At 73.0% G+C, this 20,861-nt stretch carries 14 protein-coding genes and 3 pseudogenes; 7 read left to right on the forward strand and 10 right to left on the reverse strand.

Going from position 1 to position 20,861, the window contains the following annotated elements; genetic code table 11:
• The first annotated feature begins 268 nt into the window (after window positions 1–268).
• Window positions 269–2,653 carry a SpoIIE family protein phosphatase gene (locus tag ABZX30_RS27755; protein ID WP_355938150.1) on the forward strand — a complete coding sequence of 795 codons (2,385 nt, stop codon included), beginning with the start codon at window positions 269–271 and terminating at the stop codon, window positions 2,651–2,653.
• A gap of 69 nt (window positions 2,654–2,722) precedes the next feature.
• Here ABZX30_RS27755 and ABZX30_RS27760 read toward each other — a convergent pair whose 3' ends face one another.
• The 3 genes from ABZX30_RS27760 to ABZX30_RS27770 all read right to left on the reverse strand — a co-directional run bounded on the left by ABZX30_RS27760 (window position 2,723) and on the right by ABZX30_RS27770 (window position 6,019).
• The gene (locus ABZX30_RS27760) at window positions 2,723–4,177 is read right to left on the reverse strand and encodes a glyceraldehyde-3-phosphate dehydrogenase (RefSeq protein WP_355938126.1); all 1,455 of its coding nucleotides are present in this window, start codon (window positions 4,175–4,177) and stop codon (window positions 2,723–2,725) included.
• Between the two features lie 188 nt (window positions 4,178–4,365).
• Entirely contained in the window at window positions 4,366–4,821 is a 456-nt protein-coding gene (locus ABZX30_RS27765) for an ATP-binding protein (protein ID WP_355938128.1), read from the reverse strand.
• Window positions 4,822–5,029: 208 nt separating this feature from the next.
• Window positions 5,030–6,019 carry an aldo/keto reductase gene (locus ABZX30_RS27770; protein ID WP_355938131.1) on the reverse strand — a complete coding sequence of 330 codons (990 nt, stop codon included), beginning with the start codon at window positions 6,017–6,019 and terminating at the stop codon, window positions 5,030–5,032.
• Window positions 6,020–6,392: 373 nt separating this feature from the next.
• Between ABZX30_RS27770 and ABZX30_RS27775 the strand changes: the two genes are divergently transcribed.
• Both ABZX30_RS27775 and ABZX30_RS27780 read left to right on the forward strand, forming a co-directional pair.
• A complete protein-coding gene (locus ABZX30_RS27775) occupies window positions 6,393–7,334 on the forward strand; it encodes an MBL fold metallo-hydrolase (RefSeq protein ID WP_355938132.1) in 942 nt (313 codons plus the stop codon).
• Window positions 7,335–7,479: 145 nt separating this feature from the next.
• Window positions 7,480–9,018 (forward strand): MFS transporter, encoded by a 1,539-nt coding sequence (locus ABZX30_RS27780; protein ID WP_355938134.1) that lies wholly within the window; start codon window positions 7,480–7,482, stop codon window positions 9,016–9,018.
• An 18-nt stretch (window positions 9,019–9,036) separates the two neighbouring features.
• On the opposite strand, the gene ABZX30_RS27785 is transcribed toward ABZX30_RS27780, so the two are convergent.
• Complete coding sequence (locus ABZX30_RS27785) at window positions 9,037–9,546, reverse strand: hypothetical protein (RefSeq protein WP_355938136.1); 510 nt, start codon at window positions 9,544–9,546, stop codon at window positions 9,037–9,039.
• 248 nt (window positions 9,547–9,794) lie between these two features.
• Between ABZX30_RS27785 and ABZX30_RS27790 the strand changes: the two are divergent.
• Both ABZX30_RS27790 and ABZX30_RS27795 read left to right on the forward strand, forming a co-directional pair.
• A pseudogene (locus tag ABZX30_RS27790) lies at window positions 9,795–9,950 on the forward strand (alpha/beta hydrolase); the annotation flags it as partial.
• Window positions 9,951–10,060: 110 nt separating this feature from the next.
• The gene (locus ABZX30_RS27795) at window positions 10,061–13,435 is read left to right on the forward strand and encodes a pyruvate carboxylase (protein ID WP_355938152.1); all 3,375 of its coding nucleotides are present in this window, start codon (window positions 10,061–10,063) and stop codon (window positions 13,433–13,435) included.
• A gap of 380 nt (window positions 13,436–13,815) precedes the next feature.
• On the opposite strand, the gene ABZX30_RS27800 is transcribed toward ABZX30_RS27795, so the two are convergent.
• From ABZX30_RS27800 to ABZX30_RS27810, 3 genes are all read right to left on the reverse strand, one after another.
• Window positions 13,816–14,010, reverse strand: a complete 195-nt coding sequence (locus ABZX30_RS27800) for an antitoxin (RefSeq protein ID WP_355938138.1) — start codon at window positions 14,008–14,010, stop codon at window positions 13,816–13,818.
• An 84-nt stretch (window positions 14,011–14,094) separates the two neighbouring features.
• Complete coding sequence (locus ABZX30_RS27805; RefSeq protein WP_355938154.1) at window positions 14,095–16,167, reverse strand: SpoIIE family protein phosphatase; 2,073 nt, start codon at window positions 16,165–16,167, stop codon at window positions 14,095–14,097.
• A 195-nt stretch (window positions 16,168–16,362) separates the two neighbouring features.
• Window positions 16,363–17,760: a serine/threonine-protein kinase gene (locus tag ABZX30_RS27810; RefSeq protein ID WP_355938140.1), complete on the reverse strand. Its 1,398-nt coding sequence runs from the start codon at window positions 17,758–17,760 to the stop codon at window positions 16,363–16,365.
• A gap of 256 nt (window positions 17,761–18,016) precedes the next feature.
• On the opposite strand from ABZX30_RS27810, the pseudogene ABZX30_RS27815 reads away from it, so the two are divergent.
• Together ABZX30_RS27815 and ABZX30_RS27820 are read left to right on the forward strand one after the other, a co-directional pair.
• Window positions 18,017–18,677, forward strand: a pseudogene (locus tag ABZX30_RS27815) (SDR family NAD(P)-dependent oxidoreductase); the annotation flags it as partial.
• A gap of 114 nt (window positions 18,678–18,791) precedes the next feature.
• Complete coding sequence (locus ABZX30_RS27820) at window positions 18,792–19,565, forward strand: restriction endonuclease (RefSeq protein ID WP_355938156.1); 774 nt, start codon at window positions 18,792–18,794, stop codon at window positions 19,563–19,565.
• 7 nt (window positions 19,566–19,572) lie between these two features.
• Here the strand turns inward: ABZX30_RS27820 and ABZX30_RS27825 are convergent, their stop codons facing one another.
• The 3 genes and pseudogenes from ABZX30_RS27825 to ABZX30_RS27835 all read right to left on the reverse strand — a co-directional run.
• On the reverse strand, window positions 19,573–19,887 hold the full coding sequence (locus ABZX30_RS27825) for an alpha/beta hydrolase (protein WP_355938142.1): 315 nt from the start codon (window positions 19,885–19,887) through the stop codon (window positions 19,573–19,575).
• A 220-nt stretch (window positions 19,888–20,107) separates the two neighbouring features.
• Window positions 20,108–20,281: a CsbD family protein gene (locus tag ABZX30_RS27830; protein WP_355938144.1), complete on the reverse strand. Its 174-nt coding sequence runs from the start codon at window positions 20,279–20,281 to the stop codon at window positions 20,108–20,110.
• A gap of 513 nt (window positions 20,282–20,794) precedes the next feature.
• Window positions 20,795–20,861 (reverse strand): annotated as a pseudogene (locus tag ABZX30_RS27835) (hypothetical protein); the annotation flags it as partial.

Below are 20,861 nucleotides of genomic sequence, written 5' to 3' on the forward strand. Positions count from 1 at the left end.
CGAACCGCCCGTCCCCGGTCAGCCGGGCACCGCGGCCCCCGAGACGTCGCACGTCATGGCCGCGCCGGATCCGGCGGCCGCCGGTGTGCCGGATGCCGGCCGGCCGGGCGGTGTGGTGGGGGAGGGGGTGTTCGATCCGGGCGCGCCGGGTGACGAGGTGACCGGGTCGTCGGATGTCGTGGCCGGGCGAGGGCCGGCGGCCGGCGGTGTGCCGTCGGCCCAGGAGCAGCCCGCTTCGGATCCGCCCGCCGTCGACCCCGCTGCCCTCATGGCCCTGCAGGCCGGTTCGGAGACCGAGCCGGAGGGGTCCGCGCGGACGTCGCCCGTGGGCAGGCTCGCCGCGACCGTGGAGCGGCTGCGCCGGGAGGTGCGGGCGGCGCAGGCGGAGGCCGAGGGGCGGGCGCTGGTCGAGCTCGCCAAGGGCATCCTCGTGGAGCGGCTCGGCTGCGGCCCGGCACAGGCCGCGCGCCAGCTCGCCGAACTCACCGAGCAGGCTCGGGTGACGCCCCTGGAATTCGCCGTGGAGGTCATCAACCAGGCCGCCCGGGACCGCGTGTCCGAGGTGACCGGCGCTTTCCTCGCGGGCACCGCGGAAGCGCCGGAGCAACTCGACGAATCGGCGGCCGTCCGGCTGCGTGCGGCCGAGAGCGGCGCCCTGGCGGCCAGTGACACCCAGGCCGTGGCCGACTCCCTGCTGCAGCACGCGCTGGAGCCGCTCGGCGCGGTCGGCGTGGCCATCTGGGCCGCGGGCTCCGACGGTTCGCTGACCCTCGCCGGCAGCGCCGGGTTCCCGCAGGCCGAGGCCGCCCGCTGGCGTTATGTCCCGCCGGACGTGGCCACGGTGGCCCGGCGCGGCCTCACCGAGCGGTCGGGGCAGTGGCTGCCGTCGCTCGCGGAGTCCGGCCTGCCCACGATCGGTCGGCTCCTGCATCCGGAGGGCGCGCGGGCCGCCGTACCCGCCGGGGCGGGCGGCCGTATCCACGGGGTGCTGGAGATCGCCTGGCCCCGGCCCGAGGGACCCCAGCCCCCGCAGGTGGTCCGGCAGGTGGAGGCACTGGCGGAGCTGTGCGCCCACACCCTGGAGACGTACACGCTGCTGCACGGGACGGCGCAGGAGCCCCGGGTGGTGCCGGACGCGCAGGAGCTCAGCGATCTCGCGGACGGACTGCACGACCCGGCGCTGGTCCTCGTACCGCACCTCGACGGCGCCGGACAGCTCGTCGACTTCCGCATCCAGCACGTCAACAACCGCTTCCTCGACCCGGCGGGCCGGCCCCGTGCCGTCGTCAACGGCGCCCTGCTGCTGGAGGCCTACCCGATGGCCGCCGGCGAGAGCGAGCTGTACCAGCGCGTCGAGCGGGTCTACGCCACGGGCGAGCCGTTCCGGGCGCAGCGGATCAACCTGACCGCGCTCGTCGACCAGGTCCCGCTCGCGACCGTCGCCGACATCAGCGTCAGCCGCCACGGCTCCAGCGTGCTGCTCATCTGGCGCATCGAGGACGAGACCGCCCGGCTCGCCAGCCTGCTCCAGCATGCCCAGCGCCTCGGCCGCATCGGCGGCTTCGAGGAGAACCTGCTGACGGCCGAGATCACCTGGAACGGCCAGCTCTTCAGCCTGTACGGCCGGCCGCCCACCAGCCCCCCGGTCGCGCTGGAGGACCTGCCCGCCCACGCCCACCCCGACGACGCCGTCACCATCAGGCGGTTCCTGAGGACGCTCCTGCACCACCGGCGTCCGGCCTCCGCCGCCTTCCGCCTCCTGCGGCCCGACGGGGTCACCCGCCACATCCGGGTCGTGGCGGAGCCGGTCCTCGACACCGACGGCCGGCTGTTCGTGGTGCGCGGCGCCTACCAGGACATCTCGGCCCAGCACTGGACCGAGGTGGCTCTCGCCGCCACCCGTGACCAACTCGCCCACACCGAGCAGCAGGCCGATGAACGCAACCGGCTGGCCCTGCAGCTGCAGCACGCGATCATGCCCCCGGCGCAGGCCCCGCTGCAGGTGCCGGACCTCCAGGTGGCGGTGCGCTACCGGCCCGCCGAGACGGAGCAACTGGTCGGCGGCGACTGGTACGACACGGTCGTGCTGCCCTCCGGTCTGGTGCTGCTGTGCGTCGGGGACGTGGCCGGGCACGGCATCGAGGCGGCCACCAGCATGGTCGTCCTGCGCAACGCGCTGCGCGGCCTCGCCGTGACGGGCGCGGGGCCGGCGCAGCTGCTGTCCTGGCTCAACATCGTGGCGCACCACCTCACGGGTGCCGTCACCGCCACCGCCGTCTGCGGGCTCTACGACGGGGAGAGCCGCACCCTGCGCTGGGCCCGGGCCGGGCACCTGCCCCCGGTACTCGTCCGGGACGCCGAGGCGACCACGCTGCCGGTCGTCAAGGGACTGCTGCTCGGCGCGGTGCCGGAAGCGGTGTACGAGGAGACGGAACTCCGACTGGAGCCCGCGGACACGCTGTTGATGTACACCGACGGTCTGATCGAGCGCCGCGACCGGTCCGTGGAGGAGTCGCTGTCGCATCTGCTGGCGACCGCCCGGTCCGCGCCCAGCGCGCCCAGGACACTGGACCAGCAGCTGGACCGGCTGCTCACCTACAGCAGGTCGGACACCGACGACGACACCTGCATCGTCGGCATCCGGGTGGCGTGACACCGCCGGCCGGGACCCCGGAGAAGGGGGTCCCGGCCGGCGGAGTGTGACGGGGTCCGGATCAGAGGATCAGACCGCCGGGGCCGGGTACGTCGGGTACTCCACCCCGGACACGTGCTGGACGACGCGGACGACCTGGCAGGAGTAGCCGAACTCGTTGTCGTACCACAGGTAGAGGATCGCGTTGTCGCCCTCGACCTTGGTGGCGCCGCCGTCGACGATCGAGGCGTGACGGGAGCCGATGAAGTCGCTGGAGACCGCGTCGGGGGCGGTGGTGAAGTCGATCTGCCGCTTGAGCGGCGAGGTCAGCGACACGTTGCGGAGGTAGTCGAGGACCTCCTGGCGGTCGGCCTCGCGCCCGAGCTGGAGGTTGAGGATGGCGATCGAGACGTCCGGCACGGGCACGCGGATCGAGCTGCCGGTGATCCGGGCCTTGAGGTCGGGAAGCGCCTTGGCGACGGCGGAGGCGGCACCCGTCTCCGTGATCACCATGTTCAGCGGCGCGGAACGGCCGCGTCGGTCCGACTTGTGGTAGTTGTCCAGCAGGTTCTGGTCGTTGGTGAACGAGTGGACGGTCTCCACGTGGCCGCGCAGCACGCCGAACTCGTCGTCCATCGCCTTCAGCGGCGGCACGATCGCGTTGGTGGTGCAGGACGCGCAGGACAGGATCTGCTCGTCCGGCTTGATCGTGTCGTGGTTGACGCCGTGCACGATGTTGGGCACGTCGCCCTTGCCGGGCGCGGTCAGGACGACCTTGTCGATGCCGGGGCGCAGGTGCTTCGACAGGCCCTCGCGGTCGCGCCACTTGCCGGTGTTGTCGATGAGGATGGCGTTCTTGATGCCGTACGCCGTGTAGTCCACCGACGTCGGGTCGTCGGCGTGGATGACCTTGATCTCGTTGCCGTTGGCGGAGATCGTGCCGTTCGCCTCGTCGACGGTGATCGTGCCCTGGAACTGGCCGTGCACGGAGTCCCGGCGCAGCAGCGAGGCGCGCTTGACGAGGTCTTCGGCGGCCCGCCCGCCGTCGCCACGCACGACGATGGCACGCAGTCGCAGCCCGTTTCCGGAGCCGGACTTCTCGATCAGCAGCCGGGCGACCAGGCGGCCGATGCGGCCGAAGCCGTAGAGAACGACGTCGCGCGGCTCACGGCGGTCGATCTTGCCCGCGCCGGTGGCGCCGGCGACGGCCTCGGCGGTGAACTGCGGCACCGTCAGGCCCCGGTCGTCGGCCCTGTACGTCGCGGCGAGCATGCCGAGGTCGATCTGGGAGGGGCCGAGGTCGAGCGTGGTGAGCGCCTGCAGGAACGGCATCGTCTCGGTGACCGAGAGTTCCTCGCCCGCGATCTGCCGGGCGAAGCGGTGGGTCTTGAGGATGCTGACCACCGACTTGTTCACCAAGGAGCGGCTGTGCAGCAGGACCGTGACGTCCCGCTCGCGGTGCAGCTTCCCGATGATCGGGATCATCGACTCCGCGATCTCCTCGCGGTTCTTCCAGTTGGTGAACGAGTCGTCGTTGACAGTCACAGATCCATCTTTCGAGCTAGGCGGCGCTCATATGGTAACCACACGATACTGGGGGCTTTCGGGTGGTCGAACGCGGGGTGTTCCACAGCGGCACCCACAGTGGCACCCACGTGGCACCCACAGTGGCACCCGTGCCTGCTGTGCGCGGTGGCCCACCGTGCGCCGCCGGCGTCTGCTCCTGGCGGACCTCAGCCGCTCGGTGGCGGCAGGCGCAGGTCCGCGGTCACGCGCTTGCCGCCGTCGAGCGGCCCGGTCCGCAGATCGGCGCAGAGCATGGCGACCAGCCTCAGCCCGTGGCCGCCGATCCGGCCCCCGTCCCTCGGCTGGAGCTCGGGGAGGGCGGTGCAGGTGTCCCACACGGTGATGCGCAGCACGTCCGCGCCGGGGGACAGCTCCAGCAGCAGCCCGCAGGGGCCGGGAGCGTGCTGCAGCGCGTTGGTCACGAGCTCGCTGACCACCAGCTGGGCGTCCTGGCTCACCCGCTGGTCCGGGAGGTACCCCAGGCGGCCCAGGAACGCCGACACCGCCCGCCGCGCATCGATGCCGCGCAGGGTGCCGGCCTCCCAGGTGGCGCTGTAGCGAAGCGGAGCGGGAGCGAGGGAGGTCTGTCCGTCCGCCGTCTGATTCCTGAGCGGGATGACCATGTTCCATGGGCCTTCGTGTGTGGGGGGATCCTTGTCGTCGAACAACCGGCGGCCGGTCTGCGTCGCAGTAGCGGCTACCCGCACTCGCCGCGGTCATGAGCGCAATGCGGGATCAATCGGCTCATGGACGGGCTTGCTCAAAGTCGTGTTCATGACAGGATCGCCGGTTCGCCTGGCCGTCCCCCTGGCCGGTCCCGCCGCCCGGGTGCTACAGGTCCACGGCCCGCATACCGGCCTCGTCGTAGCGGGCTCCGGCGGCTTCCGGCAGTTCCGCGTCGATGCGGGCCAGGTCCTCCCCGGTCAGCTCGACGTCGGTCGCGGCGGCGTTCTGCTCCAGGTAGCCGCGGCGCTTGGTGCCCGGGATGGGAACCAGGTCCTCGCCCCTGGCGAGCACCCAGGCGATCGCCAGCTGGGCAGGTGTCACGCCCTTCTCGGCGGCGATCTCCTTCACCTTCTCGGCGAGCCTCCGGTTCGCCTCCAGGTTCTCGCCGGTGAAGCGGGGGCCGCCGCGGCGCCAGTCCTCCCTGTCGAGTTCGTCGGGCGAGGAGAACCGGCCCGCGAGGAAGCCGCGGCCCAGGGGCGAGTAGGGGACGAAGCCGATGCCAAGCTCCCGGCACGTCGGCAGCACCTCGGACTCCGGGTCGCGCGTCCACAGCGAGTACTCGCTCTGCACGGCCGTGACCGGGTGCACGGCGTGTGCGCGGCGCAGGGTTCCGGGCCCCGCCTCGCTCAGGCCGATATGCCGCACCTTGCCCTCGGCGACCAGCTCCGCCAAGGCGCCGACGGTCTCCTCGACGGGGACGTCAGGGTCGACGCGGTGCTGGTAGTAGAGGTCGATGTAGTCGGTGCCGAGCCGCTTGAGCGAGCCGTGCACCGAGCTGCGGACGTGCTCGGCGGAGCCGTCCTGCCGACCCACCGTGCTCATGTCGCCGGGGACGGCGTCGTCCATCCGGTAGTTGAACTTGGTTGCGATCACGTACTCGTCGCGATGGCCCTTGATCGCCTGGCCCACGAGCGTCTCGTTCGTGAGCGGGCCGTAGAGCTGCGCCGTGTCGAGGAAGTCGATGCCCAGCTCGAGTGCGCGCCGGATGGTCCGGACGCCCTCGTCCTGATCGGCGGAGCCGTAGAAGGCGGACATGCCCATACAGCCGAGGCCGATGGCTGACACTTCCAGGTCCCGCAGCCTGCGCCGCTTCATGTGCGTCCTGGCCTTTCCTGTGGAGTGGATCGTCTCTCTCGACGCTAGGACGTGGAGCGCACTCCAAGTCAAGTGCCGCGCCCCGCGCCCCCGCGCCCTGCGCCCCCGCCCCCCGCGCGGCCGGCGCCCGTCGGCGGCGGGACGGTCCGTGAGCCTCTCCCGGTGGGCGCGGTTCCGCCGCGGTGCTCGGCCGGCCGGCGGCTTCGTGCGGTGAGGCCCGGTTGCGGGGTGACGGAACGGGACCGACCGGGCGGCGCGGTTCCCCCAGGACCCGGGCGTCCGGCGAGCAGGGTACCGGCGGGACCGGCTCGGATGCGATGATCACGGAGACGGCCCATGCGCCCCCGCTCACCCACCGCGACAGGAGCCCGCAGTGAGCAGTGTCCACCACGACGTCAGCACGCTTCCCCCGGCCCGGGTCGAGGAGGTCAGCGACGGTGTCTTCGCCTACATCCAGCCGGACGGAACCTGGTGGATCAACAACACCGGCTTCCTGGTGGGCCGACGCGGCGTGATCAGCGTCGACGCCTGCTCCACGGTCCGCCGCACCCGGGCCTACCTGGACGCCATAGCGAAGGTCACGCCGCAGCCGGTACGGACGCTCATCAACACCCACCACCACGGCGACCACACCTTCGGCAACCACCTCTTCAGCGGCGCCACGATCGTCGGGCACGAGGCCACCCGGGCGGGCGTCCTCGAATGGGGAGAGCCGAAGGACAAGCCGTTCTGGACCGAGGTCGACTGGGGCGAGTTCGTGCTCGAGCCGCCGTTCCTCACGTACACCGACTCGGTGACCGTGTGGTCCGACGACCTGCGTGCCGAGGTACGTCACGTGGGGGTGCCGGCCCACACGACGAACGACTCGATCGTCTGGCTGCCCGAGCGCCGACTGCTTTTCAGCGGCGACCTGTTGTTCAACGGGGGCACACCGTTCCTGCTCCAGGGGTCGGTGGCCGGCGCCATCCGGGTCCTGGAGGAGGTCGTCCGGCCGCTCGGCGCGACGACCATCGTCCCCGGGCACGGCGCCGTCACAGGCCCCGAGATCGTCGACGACGTCCTCGGCTATCTGCGGTTCGTGCAGCAGGCCGCCCGCGACGGCCGCGACGCCGGGCTGACGCCGCTTCAGACCGCCCGCGAACTGGACCTGGGGAAGTACGGCGAGCTGCTCGACCGGGAGCGGATCGTCGGCAACCTGCACCGGGCCTACGCGGAGCTGGAGGACGGACCGCTCGGCCGGCCCATCGACGCCGTGGCCGCGCTCGGCGACATGGTCGCCTACAACGGAGGCCGTCCCCTGACCTGCCTCGCCTGACCCCGCTCGCCGGGCTCGCCGCTCGGACGTTGCCGGTGTGCAGGGAGCGATGCCGGGCAGGAGGTGTGGCGTGCGGTGGTGTGCGTCCTGCAGGGCACATCGGTCGCGTGTGCGCAGTGCAGTACGAACGTAGAAGGGCGGCGGCATGGCCGACACCATCGCTGACGGTCAGGGCGAGTTCTCCGGCGAGCCGAAGGGCGCGAAACGTGCCGCGCTTCTCCCGCGGCAGGTGCGCGAGGACCTCACCCGCAGGCTCCGCCGGAACCGGCGCGCCTTCCGCACGGAGGACGTGCAGGTCGTCGAGCCGCCCCTGCTGCGGCGCGCGGTCGGGGCCTCGGCGCTCGGCAACTGCATGGAGTGGTTCGACTTCGGCGTCTACAGCTACCTGGCCGCGACGATCGGCAAGGTGTTCTTCCCGGGCGCCTCACCCGCCGCCCAGGTGATCTCCTCCTTCGCCACCTTCGCCGCCGCGTTCGTGGTACGCCCGCTCGGCGGCCTCGTCTTCGGTCCCCTCGGCGACCGCCTCGGCCGGCAGAAGGTGCTCGCCACCACCATGATCATGATGGCGGTCGGCACCTTCGCCATCGGGCTGATACCCGCCTACGGCACGATCGGCGTCGCCGCTCCCGTGCTGCTGCTCCTCGCCCGCATGGTGCAAGGGTTCTCCACCGGCGGTGAGTACGGCGGCGCCACCACCTTCGTCGCCGAGTACTCGCCGGACCGCCGGCGCGGATTCCTCTCCAGCTGGCTCGACTTCGGCACCTTCGTCGGCTACGCCCTCGGCTCGGCCCTGGTCACCCTGCTGAACCTGACGCTGACCGACGCCCAGATGCTCTCCTGGGGCTGGCGGATCCCGTTCCTGATCGCCGGACCGCTCGGTGTGATCGGTCTCTACCTGCGGCTGAAGCTGGAGGAATCGCCCGCCTTCCAGCAGCAGCTGGACGAACACGAGAAGAGCCTCGCCCAGGATTCGGCGGGCCGTGAGCTGAAGGCGATCGTCAGGAACCACTGGCGGCCGCTGCTGGTCTGCGTCGGTCTGGTGCTGCTCTACAACGTGACCAACTACATGGTCACCGGCTTCCTGCCGACGTATCAGACGGAGACGCTGAACCGCTCCAGCGGCTTCGCGGACGTCCTCGTGCTGGTCGGCATGGTGTGGATCGTCGTACTGATCACCTTCATCGGCCGGTTCAGCGACCGGGTCGGCAGGCGCCCGGTCTACGCGGTCGCCGCGGCCGCGATGATCGTCCTGGCGGTGCCGGCCTTCCTGCTGATCAAGATGCACGGCACCTGGGGCCCGGTCCTCGGGATGCTCCTGCTCTCCACCCTGCTGGCCTGCTTCGCCGCACCGAGCGCGGCCACCCTGCCCGCGCTCTTCCCGACGGCCGTGCGCTACGCGGCCATGGGCATCGGTTTCAACTTCGCCGTCGCGGCCTTCGGCGGCACCACCCCGCTGGTCACCGAGGCCCTGGTGAACCTCACCGGGAACGACATGATGCCGGCCTTCTACCTCATGCTGGCCGGGGCCATCGGCCTGGTGACGGTGCGGTACCTGCCGGAGAGCGCCCAGGTCCCGCTCGACGGGTCCCAGCCGATGGTCGGTTCGAAGGAGGAACGGCGAGAGCTGATCTCCGCCTCCGAGGAACTGTACGTCGCCGCGCGGGCGCACACCGGGCGGCGCTGACCCGCGCCGGACGCGGGGTCAGTCCCACAGGGGGTACGTCACCACACGGGGGAACCCCTCCGGCCTGGCGTTGCCGGTGTACGTGAGGGTCATCCGGGTGAAGTGCTGCACCTGCGGATACTTCTTCCAGGGCTTCGGACGGTCGAGCCGCACCGTGACCGCGTACGCGTGGAACGTGCCCACCGCGCAGTACGGCTTGCAGTCGTTCACCAGGTTCACGCCCACGGCCTTCGCCGACGCCGGGCTCCACTGCGACCAGCGCATCCCGGCGAGGCGGCTGTTGCCGTCACCGCAGGCCAGGATGAAGTCGGCCGGCCGTACGTCCGGATTCGACACGCAGTCGACGAGCACGGGCCCGGGCGGCCGCGCCGCCGCGCTCCTCGTCTCCGGTGCGGCCGCCGTCGCCGCCGTCGCCGCCGTCGGCGCCGATGCCGCGGCCGGCGCGGTGGCCGCGGCCGGGGATACGGCCGCCGCCAGCAGCGCGCCCGACCAGAGCGTGATCGCTGTCCATACAATCGGTCCGCGCATCTCGCCTCCGCCCGCTCGCGATCGACTCAATATCGACGCTACGACCGTCCAGGGCGATGCACCACTCGCGCGGGCGAAGCGCGCTCCTCGCACGTTGCGCTGTGTGTTCCTACCACTTCGCGCGTGACGGGTTACCGCTTCGGCTACGACATCGGTGACGGCCGCGGCTGCACCGCCGGCATCATCGGCTTGATGCCCCGCACCCGCACTTCGTCGCCCGCGGAACATGGACCGCAACTGGGCCGGCCTGGCCGGCCGACGCGATCGACGCCTTCCCCGCCACCCTGCCCGGCCTCCTCGCCTCGCACCTCCTCGACGGCTGCGGGCACCGGATCCAGCAGGAACGGCCCGAGGAGACCAGCCGGCTCCTGGCCTCCTGGCTCAACTCGGTCATGTCAATGTGACGTATCCCGCCCTTCAGCAGCCCCGATACCCCCTAACGTTCATCACGTGGCACGGCAGGGGAGTGGCCGACACCATGGTGTTCGTCACCGGCAGGCTGAAGGGATCGACAATGTTCCGCAAGGTGCTGGTCGCCAACCGCGGGGAGATCGCGATTCGCGCGTTCCGCGCCGGCTACGAGCTGGGGGCGCGCACGGTCGCCGTCTTCCCGCACGAGGACCGCAATTCGCTGCACCGGCTGAAGGCCGACGAGGCCTACGAGATCGGTGAGCCCGGGCATCCCGTGCGGGCGTACCTGTCGGTCGAGGAGATCGTCGCCGCCGCGGCCCGCGCGGGCGCGGACGCGGTCTACCCCGGGTACGGTTTCCTGTCCGAGAACCCCGAACTGGCCCGCGCCTGCGAGGAGGCGGGCATCACCTTCGTCGGGCCGAGCGCCCAGGTCCTGGAGCTGACCGGGAACAAGGCGCGCGCGGTGGCCGCCGCCCGCGAGGCGGGCGTACCGGTGCTCGGCTCCTCCGCCCCGTCGACCGACACCGACGAACTGGTCCGGGCCGCCGAGGAGATCGGCTTCCCCGTGTTCGTCAAGGCGGTCGCGGGTGGCGGCGGGCGCGGCATGCGGCGGGTCGAGGACCCCGCCCAGCTGCGCGAGTCCATCGAGGCGGCGGCCCGCGAAGCGGCGTCCGCGTTCGGCGACCCCACCGTGTTCCTGGAGAAGGCCGTCGTCGAGCCGCGCCACATCGAGGTGCAGATCCTCGCCGACGGCCAGGGCGACGTCATCCACCTCTTCGAGCGCGACTGCTCGCTGCAGCGCCGCCACCAGAAGGTGATCGAACTGGCGCCCGCCCCGAACCTGGACCCGGAGCTGAGGGACCGCATCTGCGCCGACGCGGTGCGCTTCGCCCGGCAGATCGGCTACCGCAACGCCGGCACCGTGGAGTTCCTGCTCGACCGGGACGGCAACCACGTCTTCATCGAGATGAACCCCCGCATCCAGGTCGAGCACACGGTCACCGAGGAGGTCACCGACGTCGACCTGGTCCAGGCCCAGATGCGCATCGCGGCCGGTGAGACGCTGGCCGACCTGGGCCTGTCCCAGGAGACCGTCACCCTGCGGGGCGCCGCCCTCCAGTGCCGCATCACCACCGAGGACCCGGCCAACGGCTTCCGCCCCGACACCGGCCGCATCAGCGCCTACCGCTCCCCGGGCGGCTCCGGCATCCGCCTGGACGGCGGCACCACCCACGCGGGTACGGAGATCAGCGCGCACTTCGACTCGATGCTGGTCAAGCTCACCTGCCGGGGCCGGGACTTCAAGGCCGCGATCGGCCGGGCCCGGCGGGCCGTGGCTGAGTTCCGCATCCGCGGCGTCGCCACGAACATCCCGTTCCTGCAGGCCGTCCTCGACGATCCGGACTTCCAGGCCGGGCGGATCACCACGTCGTTCATCGAGCAGCGCCCGCACCTGCTCACCGCCCGCTCCTCCGCCGACCGCGGCACCAGGCTGCTCACCTACCTCGCCGACGTCACCGTCAACAAGCCGCACGGCGAGCGGCCCGAGCTCATCGACCCGGTCACCAAGCTGCCCCCGCTGCCCGCCGGCGAGCCGGCCGCGGGTTCCCGGCAGCGGCTCGTCCAGCTCGGCCCGGAGGGCTTCGCCCGGTGGCTGCGCGAGTCGCCGACCATCGGCGTCACCGACACCACCTTCCGCGACGCCCACCAGTCGCTGCTCGCCACCCGCGTACGCACCAAGGACCTGCTCGCGGTTGCCCCGGTCGTGGCCCGGACCCTGCCGGAGCTGCTGTCCCTGGAGTGCTGGGGCGGCGCCACGTACGACGTCGCCCTGCGCTTCCTCGCCGAGGACCCCTGGGAGCGCCTCGCGGCCCTGCGGGAGGCCGTGCCCAACATCTGCCTCCAGATGCTGCTGCGCGGCCGCAACACCGTGGGCTACACGCCGTACCCGACCGAGGTGACCGACGCCTTCGTGCAGGAGGCCGCCGCCACCGGCGTCGACATCTTCCGGATCTTCGACGCGCTCAACGACGTCGGCCAGATGCGGCCCGCCATCGAGGCCGTACGGGAGACCGGCACGGCGGTCGCCGAGGTCGCCCTCTGCTACACCTCCGACCTGTCCGATCCCGGCGAGCGCCTGTACACCCTCGACTACTACCTCCGGCTGGCCGAGCAGATCGTCGAGGCGGGCGCCCACGTCCTGGCCGTCAAGGACATGGCGGGCCTGCTGCGTGCCCCGGCGGCCGCGAAGCTCGTCTCGGCCCTGCGCCGGGAGTTCGACCTGCCGGTGCACCTGCACACCCACGACACCGCGGGCGGCCAGCTCGCCACCTACCTCGCGGCCGTCCAGGCCGGCGCCGACGCGGTGGACGGCGCGGTGGCCTCCATGGCGGGCACGACCTCGCAGCCGTCGCTGTCGGCGATCGTGGCGGCGACCGACCACTCCGAGCGGCCCACCGGCCTCGACCTGCAGGCCGTGGGCGACCTGGAGCCGTACTGGGAGAGCGTCCGCCGGATCTACGCGCCGTTCGAGGCGGGCCTCGCCTCACCGACCGGACGCGTCTACCACCACGAGATCCCCGGCGGCCAGCTGTCCAACCTGCGCACCCAGGCGGTGGCGCTCGGTCTCGGCGACCGCTTCGAGGACATCGAGGCGATGTACGCCGCCGCCGACCGCATCCTCGGCCACCTGGTCAAGGTCACCCCGTCCTCCAAGGTGGTCGGCGACCTCGCCCTGCACCTGGTCGGCGCCGGGGTGAGCCCGGCGGACTTCGAGGCGGAGCCGAACCGGTACGACATCCCCGACTCCGTCATCGGCTTCCTGCACGGCGAGCTGGGCACCCCGCCCGGCGGCTGGCCGGAGCCGTTCCGCACCAAGGCCCTGCAGGGCCGCGCCGGGGCCAAGCCGGTGCGGCAGCTGACCGCGGAGGACCGCGAGGGCCTGGAGAAGTCCCGGCGCGCCACCCTCAACCGGCTGCTGTTCCCCGCCCCCACGCGCGAGTTCGACACGCACCGGCAGGCCTTCGGCGACACCAGCGTCCTCGACAGCAAGGCCTTCTTCTACGGGCTGCGGCCCGCGAAGGAGTACGCCGTCGACCTCGAGCCCGGGGTGCGGCTGCTGATCGAACTCCAGGCCGTCGGCGACGCCGACGAACGCGGCATGCGCACCGTGATGGCCACCCTGAACGGCCAGCTCCGGCCGATCCAGGTACGGGACCGGGCGGCCGCCTCCGACGTCCCGGTCACCGAGAAGGCCGACCGGGCCGACCCCGGTCACGTCGCGGCGCCGTTCGCCGGAGTGGTGACGCTCGCGGTCACCGAGGGCACCGACGTGGAGGCCGGCGCGACGGTGGCGACCATCGAGGCGATGAAGATGGAGGCCACCATCACCGCACCCAAGGCGGGGCGGGTGTCCCGCCTGGCCATCAACCGGGTCCAGCAGGTCGAGGGCGGCGATCTGCTCGTCGAGATCGCCTGAACCGGCCGGACCCCGCCCTCGACGTTCCCGCCGCCCGTCCTCCGGGCGGGCGGCGGGAAGGTGACGACGGGCCCGCTGGGTGGGCCCGGCTCAGCCGGCGGCTCCACTCGAGCCGCCGGCTGCGCCGCGACGGTCGAGCCGGCCGAGGTCCCCACGATCACGTCGGCCCCCGTCACGTCCTGGCCCGTGTCGGCCGGCCCTGGCGGCAGCCCGGCGATCCAGGCGAGAGCGCCGACACCGCCCCCGCCCAGCACCAACGCCTCCGCCCTGCCCACCCTCTTGCTCGTCGTGTCCATGCGGAGACAGGGATGAGGCGTTTCGTCGCCCCCGGACGTGCGGCGCGGCGCGCCCGGGGGCGATGGCTCCTGGAGGCCGGCGGGTCAGGCGTGGGGCGGGTTGTCCCGGCCCTGCTCGCGGCCCAGCTGGTCCTTCAGCTGCTCCTGGGCGGTGTCGACCTGGCGGCTGTACTTGCTCTGGGTCTTCTCGTCGACGTAGTCACCGGCCTTGTCGACGCCCTTGGCCGCCTGGCTCTCGTGGCCCTTCAGCATGCTCTTGAGCTTGTCCATCATGGACATGATGTCTGCCTCCTCGGCGGAACGGGTTCCGTTACCAGGGTCGGCACTGGCCCGGTGATCCGCATCTCGGGCGGTCGGCCGGGCCTACGCCGTGAAGAGGCAGGCACGGGCGATGAGCAGGGCGACGTCGTCGTGGTTCGCGGGATGCCTCAGGTCGTGCAGGAGCCGGTCGCAGGTCTCCTCCAAGGAGGCGTCCGGCGTGTCGAGGAGGCGCAGGAGGGTCTCGAGGCGCTCGTCGATGGAGTGCTCGCGCGTCTCGACCAGCCCGTCGGTGTACAGGACCAGCTGGTCTCCCGGGGCGAGCGGGACCGTGGCGGTCTCGAAGGGCACACCGCCGACGCCGAGCGGCGCGCCGGTCGGCAGGTCCAGCAGGCGGGGGTGCTCGCCGCGGCAGACCAGGGCGGGCGGGAGGTGTCCGGCGGTGGCGAGGTGGCACTCGGCGCGCCGGGGGTCGTAGACGGCGTACACACAGGTGGCGATGTACTGCTCCAGCCGTGAGGTGAGCGCGTCGAGGTGGTGCAGTACCTGGGCGGGTTCGAGGTCGAGGTCGGCGTAGGCGGTGGTGGCGGTGCGCAGCCGGCCCATGGTGGCGGCGGCGTCGATGCCGCTGCCCATGACGTCACCCACGACGAGGGCCGTCCGGGCACCGTCGAGCGGGACGACGTCGTACCAGTCGCCGCCGACCTCGTAGGCGGCCTGCGCGGGCTGGTACCGGGAGGCCACCTCCAGCCCGGGAAGGCGCGGCGGGTGATCGGGCAGCAGACTGCGCTGGAGGGACTCGGCCGCGTTGCGCACGCTCTGGTGCGCGCGGGCGTTGTCGATGCAGACCGCGGCGCGGGAGGCCAGCTCGACCGCGATGGCCATGTCGTCCTCGTCGAAGGGCCGCGGGTCCCGGGCCCGGGTCAGGCCGAGGAAGCCGATGGTGGTGCCGCGGGCGGAGAGCGGCACGGCGAGGTAGGAGTGCACTCCGGCGCGGGCGAGCAGGGTGGCGGACCGCTCGTCCCGGGCGATGCACGACAGGTCCTTGCCGTCGGCGTGCCGGACGAGGACGGGGCGGCCGGTCCGCACGCACCGGGTGGCCAGGCGGTCGGCGGGGTACGCGGCGATCCGGCCGGGCGGGTCGGCGGCCCGGACGGCGTCGGTGGGGTAGGCGGCCTTCAGCGCGAGGGCGCGGAAGTACGCCGGAGAGCCCTCGCGGGAGGGGGGCCGGTGCTCGTCCAGGATGGAGTCGAGCACGTCGACGGCGGCCACGTCGGCGAAGGCGGGAACGGTGACCTCGGCCAGCTCCCTGGCCGTCTGTCCGACCTCCAGGGTGGTGCCGATGCGGGCGGAGCCGTCGGCGATCACGCTCAGCCGCCGCCGCGTCTCGCCGGCCTCCTGGGCCGCCTCGTACCGCTCGGTGACGTCCACCACGAGTTCGGCCACGCCGAGGATCCGGCCCTGGGTGTCCTCCAGCCGGAAGAGCGAGATCGTCCAGGCGTGCGGGTTCCCGGGGTCGGCCGCGGTACGGCCCACCAGCGGCGCCTGCTCGACCAGCGGGGCTCCGGTGCGCAGCACCTCGCGCATCGCCGACTCGGCCGCCTCGAACTCCGGGGCGCGCATGACCTCGCGGTAGTGGAGTCCGATGTGGTCCCGCGCGGGCATGGCGTGGATGCGTTCCAGAGCGGGGTTGACGGCCAGGTACCGCAGCTCGGTGTCGAGGATCGCGATGCCGATGGGGGACTGGGAGATCAGCCGGGTGGACAGGGCGACGTCGCGCTCCAGCTCGTGCAGCGTCGGTGAGTCGGTGCCGAGGCCGAGCGCGTAGAAGTCGCCGCGGTCGTCCAGCAGCCGCATGTTGCGCAGTTCCACGAGCCGGGTGCTGCCGTCCTTCCGGCGGATGGGGAAACTGCCGGCCCAGCTCCGGCCGGTCTCCATGACCTCGACGAAGGTCTTGACCACCCAGTCCCAGTGCTCCGCGTGGACCAGCAGCCGCGCCGCGTACTCGCCCAGCGCCTCCTCGGCGGTGTAGCCGTAAAGCCGTTCGGCCTCGGGGCTCCACAGGACGACCCGCCCGTCCGCGTCCAGCAGCACCGCCGCGACGGCGAGCAGGTCCATCAGCCCGCTGGGCTGTGACGACTCGTCCCCCGGTCGCCCGGTCCCGGCCCGGCCGAGCATCGACGGAGCCCCATCGGCCTGGCTCATCGCGGGCACTCCTTCCGCCGGCCGGCACACACCGTCCGCCGGTCTCGGAGGGCAGCTCGCCTGCGCCGGTAGACGTCTCGCCTTCCATGTCCCCCCGATGCGCCGGTCGACACACCCCGCGGTCCCGGGCGGTTCTCTCCCGCGGCGCCCGCCGGGGCCTGACGGGGGTCAGTGCCCGGCCCGGCCTCCGGGTCCGTCCGCCTTCGGCGGGGCCTTGTGGGGGCCGCCGGCCGGTTGCCGGGGCTGCAGTACGGGGGCCTTGGCGGGGGACGGGGAAGCGGTCCTGACGGCCGACGCGGGGGACGGCGACGCGGCGGGCGCGGAGGACGGCGCGGTGGAGGACCGCGGGCTCGCCGACGGATCGGCTTCCCGGCCCCCCGTGGATCCGCCCGGCGAGAACCAGGCCATGCCGGCGAGCAGGGCCGCGATGAACAGGGCGGTGCCGCACAGCAGCACGAGCACCCGGGATCGGCGCAGGAAGGACGGACGGGGACGGTGCGGCGCGGCCCGGTGCACCGACGTACGCCACTCCGTGTCCGCCGCCGTGACGGGACGGCCGGCCGCCCGGGCGGCGGGCACCCGGGTGCCGGTCCCCCGGGCGGCCGGTGCGGTGGCGTGCGCGGCGGGGAACCGGGGCCCGGGCGGGCCACCGGCGGTGGCCCCGCGGTCGTGGCCGGGCAGTTCCCGCGGCAGCGGCTGCGCCGTCCCGCGCCAGGCGCCACGCCCGAACCAGTCCGCCACCTCCTCGGCCGACGGACGGTCCTCGGGCCGCTTGGCGAGGAGTCCGAGCAGGTAGTTCTCGAAGGCGGGCGGCAGTTCCGCGCCGAGCGCGCGGGGCGGCACCGGAGCGGCGTCGAGGTGCTGGTGCAGGATCATCAGCGCGCTGTCCCCCTGGAAGGGCGGACGGCCGGTGAGGAGCTGGTAGAGCACACAGCCCAGGGAGTAGACGTCCGAGGCCGGCCCGGCCGGCTTGCCCAGCGCGCGTTCCGGTGCCAGGTAGAGACTGGTGCCGACGATCTGCCCGGTGGCGGTCAGAGCGGCACCGGGGTCGTCGAAGAAGCGGGCGATGCCGAAGTCGCCGATCTTCAGCGTCCCGTCGGCGTCCAGGAGGAGGTTGGCGGGCTTGATGTCGCGGTGCACGATGCCCTGCCGGTGGGCGGCGGCGAGCCCGGCGGCCGCCTCGGCGGCCATACGGGCGACGTGTGCGGCGGGCAGGGGCCCGGAGGTGGCGAGCAGCCGGGCGAGGCTGTCGCCCTGGACCAGTTCCATCACCAGGAACAGGTGGTGCTCGTGCTCACCGAAGTCGAGTACGCCGACCACGTTCGGGTGGTTGAGGGAGCCGGCGGTCTGCGCCTCCAGATGGAAGCGGGAAGTGGCGGTGGGGTCGGAGCTCTGCGACAGCAGGAGCTTCACCGCCACCGGTCTGCCCAGTATCTCGTCGAAGGCCCGCCAGACCTCCCCCATGGCGCCCCGCCCGATCGCGTCCTGCAACCGGTATCGGCCCGCTGCCAGCACCTGTGGTCCCACCCTCTTGCCGTACGACGTCTCGACTGCCGCTCGCGTCAACTCGCCATGTGGATAAAGGGTGTAGGCGCTTGCGGCGCCCCAAGCGTAGCGGCTCCGGGAGGGCCGGTTCCCCGATCCGCCCAGGTGGGGCACGGGGGCCGGGACGGAGGGGGCCGGCGCGGCCGCCGGCCCCCTCCGCGCGCGTACGGTGGGCGCGGCGGGTGCGGACGGCCCGGCCCCGCCGAAGCAGCGTGTCGAGACCGGGAGGCGAACCAGTGACCGTGACGCTCAGCCGTACCACTGCGAGGACCGTCTCGTGACCGCGCTCGCCGTCGTCGGAGCCGGCCCGGGCCTGGGAGCGGCCGTCGCGCGCCGGTTCGTGCGGGGGAGAGGTACGACATCGCTCTGATCGCCCGTGACCAGGGCCGTCTGGACACCCTGGCGGCCGGACTCGCCGCCGAGGGAGTCGGCGCGCGCGCGGCTTCGCCGCCGACGTCCGCGACCCGGGGCCCTCGCGGCCGCCCTGGGGGCGGCCTCGGTGGTCGGGCCGATCGAGATCCTGCAGTACAGCCCCGTCCCGCACCAAGACTTCATGCGGCCCGTGCCGGCGACCACGCACACCGATCTGATCGGCCCGGTCGAGTTCTCGGCTACGGTCCGGTCGCCGCCGTCCAGCAGGTGCTGCCCGGCATGCGTGCCCTGGGCCGCGGCACGATCCTGTTCGTCAGCGGCGGCACCGCCGTCGTCCCGCACCCCGAACGGGCGGGCACGTCGATCGCGTTCGCCGCCGATAGCGCGTACGGCCACCTGCTGCACGACAGGCTCGCCGCCGAGGGGATCCACGTCGCACAGCTGATCATCCCCGGTGCGATCGTCCCCGGGCACCGCCGCAAGGACCCGGCGTGCTCGCGGAGGTGCCGTGGTCCCCGCGCCGGGACCGGCACGGCTTCCGGCACTTCGCCGACGACCTCGACTCCTGGACCCGGCGAGCGGCGCGGCGCGGGTGGCCGCCGCCGCTGCCGGTGAACGGCGCGATCCTGGGCAGACGGCAAAGTGATCTTCATGCCCATCAGAGGGGGGACCTCACCGCCGTGACCACGCCCGCACGCCGCCTGAGCCGCGACGGCCGCCGGAGTCCCTTCGACCTGCGCGCGACGGCGCTGTACTTCGGTCTTCTCGCCCTGCTCCTGTGCGTCCTCGGCCTCACCGCCCGCGCGGTGGCCGCCGCATTCGAACGCCGTCCCGGCTGGATCGCCCTGCTGTGCCTCCTCGCCGCGGCGTCCACCGTGGCACTGCGACGCGGGCGGCGCCGGTGGACCGCCCGGAGGGCCGCGCGCCGGGCCGCCGCCGCGCTCGACGCGGCGACACGCACCGCCGTCGAGGCGCTGGAACCGCCGTACACCCCCGATCCGGCGCCGGTCGAGGCACCGCCGGCCATCGCACAGGAGTCCAGTGTCGCGTTCGACGGATACGGATGCGGTGTCGTGGACTACGACGTCCTGGACGCCGACGAGTTCGAACAGGCGATAGCCGCCCTGTGCGAACGGGACGGATGCTCACAGGTGGAGGTCGTCGGCGGGGCCGGAGACCTCGGTGCCGACGTCCTGGCCGTGACCCCGGACGGCCGACGCGTCGTCATCCAGTGCAAACGGTACGGCGACACCCACCGCGTCGGCTCCGAGGAACTCCAGCGCTTCGGCGGCACCTGTTTCACCGTCCACGAGGCCGACGTGGCGGTCCTCGTCACCACCAGCGACTTCACCGCGCCCGCGGCCGAGTACGCCGGACTGTGCGGCATCGTCTGCCTGGACGGACAGGCCCTGCGGGCGTGGCACGACACCACGGGACCGCGCCCCTGGGCATAGGCCCGTCTCAGGCGGCCAGGAACGACTTCACGGCGGCCGCCGGCCCGGGGTGCGACAGGATGTCGTAGTGGCCGGCGCCCGGCAGGACGGCGAGCCGGGCGTCCGAACGGCCCGTGCCGTCGAAGCCGGCGTCCCGCAGGCCCCCGCCGAGCAGGGCGAAGAACTCCACCGTGTGCGCCGGACGGACCGCGTCCCCGTCGCCGAAGACGAGGAGGGTGGGCGCGCCGATCGAGCGGACCTCGGCGCTCCAGTCGTAGTCCCGCTGCTTGAGCGCGGCCGTCTTGCCGACGAGGTCAGCGGACAGCTGTCCCGCGGCACCCACGCCCCCTCCGGCACCGTCCCGGACCGGCCGGCGCCCCGTCCCGGGGACGACGACCTCGCCCGGCAGCTGCACTGGGACACCGACATCCGCACGGCTGCCGGCCGGTGATCCACGGCGCGTCCTCCCGCGTCCCGGTGTCCGCCCGCGACGGACGGCACGCGACAGTACGGCGGGGTCCCCGTCCGGTGAACGGGGACCCCGCCGTGGTGCGCGGCACCGCTCAGCGCCGGAAGGCGTCCTTGGCCTTCTCCTTCGCCTGGCGCAGGTCGCCCTTGGACTTCTTGGTCCGGCCCTCGGCCGCCAGCCCCTCGTCGTCGGCAGCCCGGCCGACGGCTTCCTTCGCCTTGCCCTTGGCCTGTTCCATCTTGGCCTTGGCCTTCTGCTCTCCAGCCACGTCGCTCACTCCCAGTCGCCTCGGACGTCGGGGTCACTACGCCGGGTGACCACCCACGGGGGACGTAAACACCGCGGACACGCCTGAGGGGCGCCACGGGCGGCGTGGTGCTGCCGGCCCCCGGCGTACTCGTCGATTCACCCTCCCGGGAGTGGTGACCGGGCGGCGTGGGAACCCAGGGGCAAGAATGGGTGAACGGAGGCAGAAGAGATGGCTGAGCTGAAGTCTTCGGCCCTTCCCCGGCCACCGCGGACCGCGACCTCCGCGCCGTGTGGGCTGCCGGGTGCCGCCCTCACCGCCGTGCCACGCCACCGCGGCAGCGACTGAGGGAGCGAGATGGGACTTGCGGGAGTGATGCGCCCCTCGAGGACGGCCGGGCTCGCCGTGGCCGGTTCCCGGCTGCTGGCAGCGGGGGCCGCGCCCGTGGCGGGCCTGGTCGCCGCGGCCGGGGCGGCCACCGCGCGGGCGGGGGTGCGCAGCGCCGACACCGCGGTACGGGTCGCCCGGGTCGCACTCGTGCAGGCACTCGAAGTAGGCGATCTCCGGCTGGTAACCCGCCTCGGTCAGCGTCTCGAAGCCC

The sequence above is a fragment of the Streptomyces sp. NPDC004542 genome (assembly GCF_040610035.1).
GTDB lineage: Bacteria > Actinomycetota > Actinomycetes > Streptomycetales > Streptomycetaceae > Streptomyces.